Source organism: Bacteroidota bacterium, assembly GCA_016195025.1.
In the GTDB taxonomy this organism is placed as follows: domain Bacteria; phylum Bacteroidota; class Bacteroidia; order Palsa-948; family Palsa-948; genus Palsa-948.
In genome coordinates this window covers 1-8,025 of sequence record JACQAL010000010.1, presented here as the reverse complement: position 1 = coordinate 8,025, position 8,025 = coordinate 1, and the positions used below count along the sequence as shown (strand labels likewise).

At 37.8% G+C, this 8,025-nt stretch carries 9 protein-coding genes; 8 read left to right on the top strand and 1 reads right to left on the bottom strand.

From position 1 onward, the window contains the following. Positions 1 to 300: 300 nt before the first annotated feature. The 4 genes from HY063_01445 to HY063_01430 all read left to right on the top strand — a co-directional run bounded on the left by HY063_01445 (position 301) and on the right by HY063_01430 (position 3,743). Positions 301 to 666, top strand: a complete 366-nt coding sequence (locus HY063_01445) for a hypothetical protein (GenBank protein ID MBI3500432.1) — start codon at positions 301 to 303, stop codon at positions 664 to 666. Positions 667 to 1,031: 365 nt separating this feature from the next. Next, positions 1,032 to 2,339: a site-specific DNA-methyltransferase gene (locus HY063_01440; GenBank protein MBI3500431.1), complete on the top strand. Its 1,308-nt coding sequence runs from the start codon at positions 1,032 to 1,034 to the stop codon at positions 2,337 to 2,339. Continuing rightward, on the top strand, positions 2,336 to 3,004 hold the full coding sequence (locus tag HY063_01435; protein ID MBI3500430.1) for a DNA modification methylase: 669 nt from the start codon (positions 2,336 to 2,338) through the stop codon (positions 3,002 to 3,004). The genes HY063_01440 and HY063_01435 overlap by 4 nt, the downstream gene beginning before the upstream one ends. 13 nt (positions 3,005 to 3,017) lie before the next feature. Next, complete coding sequence (locus HY063_01430) at positions 3,018 to 3,743, top strand: methyltransferase domain-containing protein (protein ID MBI3500429.1); 726 nt, start codon at positions 3,018 to 3,020, stop codon at positions 3,741 to 3,743. A 138-nt stretch (positions 3,744 to 3,881) separates the two neighbouring features. Here HY063_01430 and HY063_01425 read toward each other — a convergent pair whose 3' ends face one another. Beyond that, the gene (locus HY063_01425) at positions 3,882 to 4,208 is read right to left on the bottom strand and encodes a helix-turn-helix transcriptional regulator (GenBank protein MBI3500428.1); all 327 of its coding nucleotides are present in this window, start codon (positions 4,206 to 4,208) and stop codon (positions 3,882 to 3,884) included. A gap of 180 nt (positions 4,209 to 4,388) precedes the next feature. On the opposite strand from HY063_01425, the gene HY063_01420 reads away from it, so the two are divergent. From HY063_01420 to HY063_01405, 4 genes are all read left to right on the top strand, one after another. Further along, entirely contained in the window at positions 4,389 to 4,847 is a 459-nt protein-coding gene (locus tag HY063_01420; protein ID MBI3500427.1) for an SRPBCC family protein, read from the top strand. 6 nt (positions 4,848 to 4,853) lie between these two features. Then, on the top strand, positions 4,854 to 5,204 hold the full coding sequence (locus HY063_01415; GenBank protein MBI3500426.1) for a TfoX/Sxy family protein: 351 nt from the start codon (positions 4,854 to 4,856) through the stop codon (positions 5,202 to 5,204). A gap of 575 nt (positions 5,205 to 5,779) precedes the next feature. Further along, positions 5,780 to 6,109, top strand: a complete 330-nt coding sequence (locus HY063_01410; GenBank protein ID MBI3500425.1) for a hypothetical protein — start codon at positions 5,780 to 5,782, stop codon at positions 6,107 to 6,109. 63 nt (positions 6,110 to 6,172) lie between these two features. Further along, positions 6,173 to 6,862, top strand: a complete 690-nt coding sequence (locus HY063_01405) for a DUF4145 domain-containing protein (protein MBI3500424.1) — start codon at positions 6,173 to 6,175, stop codon at positions 6,860 to 6,862. Positions 6,863 to 8,025: the final 1,163 nt, after the last annotated feature.

Sequence of the window (8,025 nt, the reverse complement as noted above, 5' to 3'; positions counted from 1 at the left end):
AAATCCACAGCCGCTAACAGCGGCTTGGCAAAATGCGGGCTTTCATTCTTCGTAGGACAATTATTTCTTTTAACTTTATTTCGTGCTTCGTAGAAAGTTTGTAGGAAAAACTCCCGCACTTCTGCCAAGCCACAGAGCGTTATGCACCATTTTAAAACGACAAAAAAAATGACACGATTAACAATAACATTTGTTCTCCTCTTATTGACAGTTGAACAGACAACTTTCGCGTGCGACTGTGATTATCAGGGCGACTTTCTGACAGTTGCACCAAAGACAGACTTTATCGCTTTGGTTAAGGTGACAAAATATCTAACCTACAAAGACATCAACGGCAAACAGACACCAATGTCTATGGAAGTTGAAGTCATTGACATTTATAAAGGACAAGAGACAAGAAAAACTGTGACTGTCTGGGGAGACAACGGAATGCTTTGCCGACCGTATCTATCACAGTTCGAAACGACAAAATATTATGTAATTGCTTTCTACAAATGTTCTGACGGTGGACACCAAAACCCAAAAGACACTGACTACTCTATTTCAAACTGTGGCGACTACTGGCTTAACGCGGACATGAAATCACAATACGCAACAGGAGTTGTCGGAGAAAAGAAAAAAGAAATCCTGCTTGCGACATTAAAAGAAAAACTCAAGACAAAATAAAAACTGCACAGCGGACAGTTGCGCACAGACAGTGTTTCGTTTTTGTCGTGTGACAGTCCCGTCAGACACTTTTTCAGGACAATCATTTTCGTCTCGACAATTTCTCGTTTATAGTTTCGCGTGTAGCGTGGGACAGTCACGCCAGACAAAAACGGTGCATAACAGCGGGCGTGCGCAATGCGGGTTTACTTTTTGAAAAAATGTTTTCAGCATTTAATTATATTTGTGCTGGCGGACAGCGAAGTGCTTTTTAATCCCGCACTTCGCACGCCCGCGGAACGTTATCTGCCATTTTAAAAACCAACGACAGCGACTATTTTCCAACGACAAAAAAGTTGTAACTTTGGCGACAAGAAAAAATAAATATGAACGACACGACAGTTTTAGAACGGACAACTCTTTCAACAATTCCCATTGACTACTCTTGGTCATTCGCAGACAAGACAATCAAGGACACATCCTACATTACTCACGGCTACTATACTTATCCCGCTAAATTTATTCCGCAACTTGCATCCCGACTGATAAAAGAACACAGTAACGAGAACGACATCGTCATTGACACATTTTTAGGAAGCGGGACAACTGTTGTAGAAGCAATCGTTAATAACAGAATTGGAATTGGGACAGACATAAACGACATTGCATATTTAATTGCAAAAGTCAAGACAACTCCTATTAAGACAGCAGAACTTTTACAAGAATTTAGCAAGATAGAATTTGATTTACAAAATAGATTAAACGGACAATATGATTTCTTTCTAAAAAAATCATTAAAGGTTGTTCCCAAAAACGAAAGAATTGATTACTGGTTTTTGCCACAGCAAAAAGAAAAATTATCAATCATCTTTGCGAGAATTTTGGAAGTAAAAAATAACGACATCAGAAATTTCTTTTTAGTTGCCTTCGCTCAAATTCTAAAATCTTGTTCCATTTGGTTACAGAAAAGTGTTAAGCCAACAAGAGACCGAAACAAAAAAATTTACGAACCGCTGACTTTGTTTCTCAAGCAATCAAAAAAAATGATTAAGAGACATTTTGAGTTTGACAAAATGTTAAACTCAAAAATAAAACAGAACATTGGAAAATTCAGAGTAGTGCAATGTGCCGACTCCCGAAATTTGCCTTGCGAAAAAAATAAAGCGACCCTAATCGTAACAAGTCCTCCGTATGTAACTTCTTACGAATATGCTGACTTACATCAGTTGCCGTCTTTGTGGTTTGGATATTTGAGCGAGTTAGCAGAGTTCAGAAAAAAGTTTATCGGCAGTGCTTACACAAACAGAGAAAAAATTGATTTAAAAAGTTCTTTGGCAGAAGAAATTGTTTTACAATTAGGAGAGAATAAAAAAGGCAGAGAAGTAAAAAATTATTTTGCTGATTTGCTGGAAACATTTGTTGAAATGAAAAGGGTTTTAAAAAAAGGTGGTAGGGCTTGCATTGTCATTGGCAATACGCAATTTCAAGGAGTAAATATTTTGAATGCAGAAGTTTTCCAAGAGCAATTTGAAAACATTGGTTTCAAAACTCACGATGTTATTCATAGAGAAATTCCCTCTAAAATGTTGCCATCAACAAGAAACACTGATACGGGACAATTTGTAAAAGCAAATGATAAAAATCTAAAATTGGCTTATCCGACAGAATATATTTTAATAATGGAAAAATTATGACAATCAAAGACCTCATTGCATTATACGAAAAGAAGAAAGAGAAATTCGGCAAAGAAGCGTATCGGCACATTTCAAATCTTTTGCGAGAAGCAAAAGCACAACACAAAAAAGATTTTGGCGGAGACGACCACGAACAATCTTGGAGAGCATTCAAAGGAAAAAATCTTGAAAAATTAATTGAGTTTATTATTGTGGATGAAGTTAGAAGTTTAGGTCTTGAAGTTGTGAATGGAAATTCTCTTGAAAGAACTAATGGAGAAAATCTTTCAAAAGAAATGGGATTAGTAAAAAGAAATTTGCTTATTGACTATGGTAAATTTGGCTCTCACCTTCCCGATGTGGATATTATTATTTTCAATCCAAAGGACAGTAAAATAGTTGCGGTGCTTTCAAGCAAAGTAACTTTGAGAGAAAGAATTGCACAAACTGGTTACTGGAAAATCAAACTTGCTTCAGATAAAGTTACACAGCACATAAAAGTTTATTTCGTTACGCCAGATGAAGATGGAACGCTCACAATAAAACATCCAGCAAAGAAAGGCAGAGCAATAGTTGAAGTTGATTTGGACGGCAGTTATGTTTTGAGTGAAACCAACATTGAGGAAAGCGGAAAAGTAAAAATGTTTGATAAATTCATTGACGATTTAAAAAAGTTGATAAAATGATATTTGCTTTTCAATGGAAAATAAAAAAGAATTAATACTTGAATCCACTACTCTTTGGGATTTCCCTACACAGAATTACGGAGACAAACCACACGGAAATAATAAATACAATGGAGTTACACCCGCTTTTGTAATTTGGAATTTACTACAACGCTATACCAAGGAAAATGATTTGGTAATTGACCCGATGTGCGGAAGCGGGACAACAATAGATGTTGCAAAAGAACTCAATAGAAAAGTAATTGGCTACGACATTAATGTTGTTCGTCCAGACATAATAAAAAATGACGCAAGAAAAATTCCACTTGACGACAACAGCGTTGATTTCGTTTTCATAGACAGCCCCTATTCCGACAACATTAAATATTCTAACGACAAAAATTGCATTGGAAAAATTTCTTGCGAGCAGACAGAATTTTTTGACGAGTTAGAAAAGGTGACAAAAGAAATTCATAGAATTTTACGACCAAATAAAGTTGTAGCGTGGCTCATTGGCGACCAATGGATAAAAAAGAAATTTACTCCGACTGGATTTCTACTTTACCAACGACTTGAAAAATATTTTGAGCCGATAGACACCATTTGTGTAACCCGACACAACCAGACATCTAACACTGGACTTTGGCATCACCGAGCAAGACAATTTAACTTTTATTTGAGAGGGTTCAAACATTTATTCATAATGCGGAAAGACACGACAACAAAAATAAAAACGGCAGATAACAAGGGATTAGCGTAAGCGGGGCAGACGAGCAATTTTATAGTTCATTGCTTTCTATTACCTTTGTTTCGTGGGACAAGTTCGTAGCGGTTTATCCCCGCCTACGCTAATCCCCGAACCGTTAGTGGCAAGGCGAAAAACGACACCGACAGACACTTACTTCTTCATCAAACTTTTCAGGTGGACAGACAATTGCTTAATGACAGCATCTTTATCCTTCCGTATCTGTTTGGCAAACTGTTTTGCACGGACAGATATTTTTTCGTGCTTATCACTCCAGACAATTAACTCTAAAAAGACAGGAACTAAATCAATCGCCTTTTGTGTCGGCTTGTAGACAAATTTGGTTTTATTTTCGGGATGCTCCTCCTTGACAATCATTTCAGCCCATTCCAACATAGACAATCTATCTGCAAGAATATTGGTAGCAATCTTTTCTTCCGACTGTAAAAAATCTCCGTAAGTGCTTTTACTATCAAACATAATATCTCGCAGGACAAGCAACGACCACTTGTCTCCGAAAATATCCAATGCAGAACTAATTGGACAGAGCGACCTTTTATTTATCTTCTTTTTCTTCACACGACAAATTTACAATATTACTTGCACATTGCAAGTAATTATTTATATCTTTGCACCCAGACAATTTTAAAATTAACAACTATGAGCAAATTACAAGCACACAACGAAACTGTAATCAACGCACCAATCAGCAGAGTTTGGGCAATCATTACAGACATTAATCAACTTCACAAAGTCAATCCTGGGGTTATTAAAGCCACAGGACGAATGGACAAGCAAGGCGAAACCAGAACTTGCGAAATGGATAACAGAGGTAAGAGAGGAACTATGACAGAAAAATTGGTTGAACTTGTTCACGAAAAAAAAACGGTTTGGGCTATTGAAAACGACAGTATGGGAATGGGTAAGATGTTGAAAGACCCAAGATTTTGTTTCTATCTTGAAAAGATTAGCGACAACCAAACCAAAATCATAAACGAATCTTATTACGAACCTGCTAACTTGATGGTAAGAATTATGAATGCCTTGATGATGAAAAAGAAGATGAGTGAGATACAAGGGAAAATTCTTTCTAACATTAAATCAATTGCTGAAAAATAATTTACTATGGCTTACAATGAAAAATTAGCGGACAAACTCCGACAATCTCTCGCAGGGACAAAAAATTTAGTTGAGAAAAAAATGTTTGGCGGTATCGCTTTAATGATTAATGACAAAATGTGTGCAGGCGTTTACAAGGACGATATTATTCTTCGTTGCGTTCCCGAGCAGACAGACAATCTATTGACAAAAAAAGGAGCAAAACCATTTGACCTTTCAGGAAAAAAATCTATGGCTGGTTGGTTGCTCATAAGTCCTGACGGCTGGACAAACAAAAAGGACTTTGACTACTGGCTGACAGTTGCTCTTGACGCAAATAAAAAAGCAACATCTTCCCCGACAAAGAAAAAAAAGTAGCGGACAGACACCGACTGCACGACAGACAAAACGCCCAGCCACTAACAGCAAGTTTGCTCTATGCGGGCAAAATCGTAAATTTGGTGTGCAGATTTTCTACAAAGCATTTGTCTTGCCGACAAATCCTTCTCCGAAAATCCGCACAGCGCAAACTTGCGGAACGTTAGCAATAATGGCAAACGACAAAAAAACTAACGGACTTCGGGGACTGCTCATCAACGGACTGACACAAGGTTTTTTCAATGTGACAAGTTTTGCGGAACACCCAGACAAGAACTTTAGACAACTTGTAATATCCGTAGACAAACAAGTGCGAGCGGATAGACAGAAGAAAAAGAAAAAAGGAAAATAGTTTAACGGACAGACAATCGTTCAACAATAGACAACTTAACGGTAACGGACAGCAACACATTTTTTAATTTTGTTATATGACTCGCGCAGAACTAATACAATGGATTAAAGAGAATGATACGATATATGTTCATGTAAACTTATCTTTTCTCAGCGATGAAGAATTACTTAAACTAAAAAGATTCATTGAAGAGAGCAAGGAACAACAAATAAAAAAATAAATAATGAACTACAAACCAAAATCTTTGCCAGCACAGAAAGCACTTTTAGAAAAACAGAAAATGCTTCGTAAAAAAAATAAAATGAAAACGCTTGCACGCGGTGGACAGTTGCGCACGGGCAGACAACTATTAGACAATGTTATTATTACATTACAAGATGAAAAAGAAATTTATGACCTTTCCTTTAACAAAATGCTTCGCACGGTGGACAGTGACGGCAGGACAGAGCCACTATTGCTAACAGCGGGCGTGCGCAATGCGGGTTTACTTTTTGAAAAAATGTTTTCAGTATTTAATTATATTTGTTCTCGCGGACAGCCAAGTGCTTTTTAATCCCGCACTTCGCACGCCCGCGGAACGTTAGCGGTAATTTTAAAAAAACAAAAAAAATAAATTATGACTTTCAACTGGACTTGTCCATACTGCGACAAAAAAACAACAATCAACCGTGACAATTTTTCTGCGACAGAGAATGCTATGACAATAGACAACTCTGAAGGATATAGACTAATTCGCAATGAATGGATTGTTTGTCCAAATGAAGAATGTAAAAAAATCACCTTGACAGCAGTTTTACACTCATACAAATACAACAACGCACTTAATAGATGGGAAAAACCAGACAGACTGAAGCATTGGCGACTACTTCCTGGTTCTTTTGCAAAAGTTTTCCCCGACTATATTCCAGTTGCAATCAAAAATGATTATGAAGAGGCTTCAGCAATTTTAGAATTAAGTCCAAAAGCATCTGCGACATTATCAAGAAGATGTTTACAGGGAATAATTCGTGACTTTTGGCGTGTTTCAAAAGCAAGGTTAGTTGACGAAATAAATGCCATTGAAGAAAAAGTTGACCCTTTGACTTGGAAATCCATTGACTCAGTTAGAAAAGTAGGAAACATCGGGGCTCATATGGAAAAAGATATTAATCTAATTATAGATGTAGAACCTAAAGAAGCCCAACTATTGCTTGAACTGATTGAACTCTTGTTTGAAGAATGGTATATACATAGACACGAAAGAGAACTAAAACTTAAGGCAATTGTAGGGCTTGCAGAAAAAAAAGAAGAACAAAAGAAAAAATAAATGGCGGACAGTTGCGCATTTCCTCGACAGTTGTTCTCGGCAGACAATAACTTTTCTCTTAGCAACTTTGCGCACTGACAATTGTGTAGTTTTTTGTGTGTCTGTCTTGGCAGACAATTTTTTTAGGACAGCTTTTTATCGGCAAACAGTTCTTCACTTTTTTGTTTCGTTTGTCTCGGCAGACAGACACGACAGAAAAAACTACCGCTAACAGCAAGTTGGAGAAATGGCGGGTGACATGCAAGTAGAACTTTAGTGCATTTATTTACCTTTGTGCTGCGGGACAGTGAAGTGCTCCGAACTCCGCCACTTCTCCAACTTGCAAAACGTTGGCGGTCATTGTAAAACCTGGACAGTTTTTCCAGACAATTTATAAAGTCATCGGGGGACAGTCCCGCAATTCTTCCACGACTTTTTCAGCAAGACAACTTCTCACTCCGTTGACAATTTTTCTCGTGGGACTGTCCCGCGCTGACTTTGTGAAAAAAACTTATCGGGGACAGACAATCAAGTTTTACAAAGGACACGCCATCGTTTGCAGAGAGTGACTTAATAAATACAAATACATTTTTCGGCTGACAACTTTGCAACTCTTCTTCGCTGTTCATCGGCAGACAAAAATTTTATTCGCGGACAGCCAAGCAACAAAAAAATTCAGCGGGACAGTTGCGCTTGTGCCGACCGCTTTTCCCGCCAGACAATTTCGCAAGGACTTTTAAATACAAAAAACAAAAACATCGGCAGACAACTTTTCCGCACCGACAAGTTTTTTATAACAAGACAAATCCCCAAAATAAATTCTCGCCCGACAGTTTCTCCTTTAACAAATCGTTTCTCGCGGTGGGACAACAACGCAGGACAAAAAGAACAACGAACCGCCAACACGGGGTTTGCGCTATGGCGGTTGACATTTAATTTGAAAGTTTCTGCTTTTAATTATCTTCGCATCGGGGGACAGTGAAGTGGTTTTTAATCCGCCACATCGCAAACCCCGAAAGCGTTGGCAGCAATGTTAAACGGACAATCCCGAATTCAAGAACTTAGCGCAACAAATCGACCTAGTAGATTTGTTGTATGGAAACACAGAATTATCACAGATTAAGTTATAAAGAGCGTGTCGTAATCGAGACACTTTTGGGTGAAAAAAAGTCACCTTCCTTTAT

Excerpts from the sequence above, each read along its gene's own strand:
- HY063_01410 (MBI3500425.1), top strand. The coding sequence starts at position 5,780 with ATGAACTACAAACCAAAATCTTTGCCAGCACAGAAAGCACTTTTAGAA.
- HY063_01420 (MBI3500427.1), top strand. The coding sequence starts at position 4,389 with ATGAGCAAATTACAAGCACACAACGAAACTGTAATCAACGCACCAATC.
- HY063_01405 (MBI3500424.1), top strand. The coding sequence starts at position 6,173 with ATGACTTTCAACTGGACTTGTCCATACTGCGACAAAAAAACAACAATC.
- HY063_01415 (MBI3500426.1), top strand. The coding sequence starts at position 4,854 with ATGGCTTACAATGAAAAATTAGCGGACAAACTCCGACAATCTCTCGCA.
- HY063_01425 (MBI3500428.1), bottom strand. The coding sequence starts at position 4,208 with ATGTTTGATAGTAAAAGCACTTACGGAGATTTTTTACAGTCGGAAGAA.
- HY063_01435 (MBI3500430.1), top strand. The coding sequence starts at position 2,336 with ATGACAATCAAAGACCTCATTGCATTATACGAAAAGAAGAAAGAGAAA.
- HY063_01430 (MBI3500429.1), top strand. The coding sequence starts at position 3,018 with ATGGAAAATAAAAAAGAATTAATACTTGAATCCACTACTCTTTGGGAT.
- HY063_01440 (MBI3500431.1), top strand. The coding sequence starts at position 1,032 with ATGAACGACACGACAGTTTTAGAACGGACAACTCTTTCAACAATTCCC.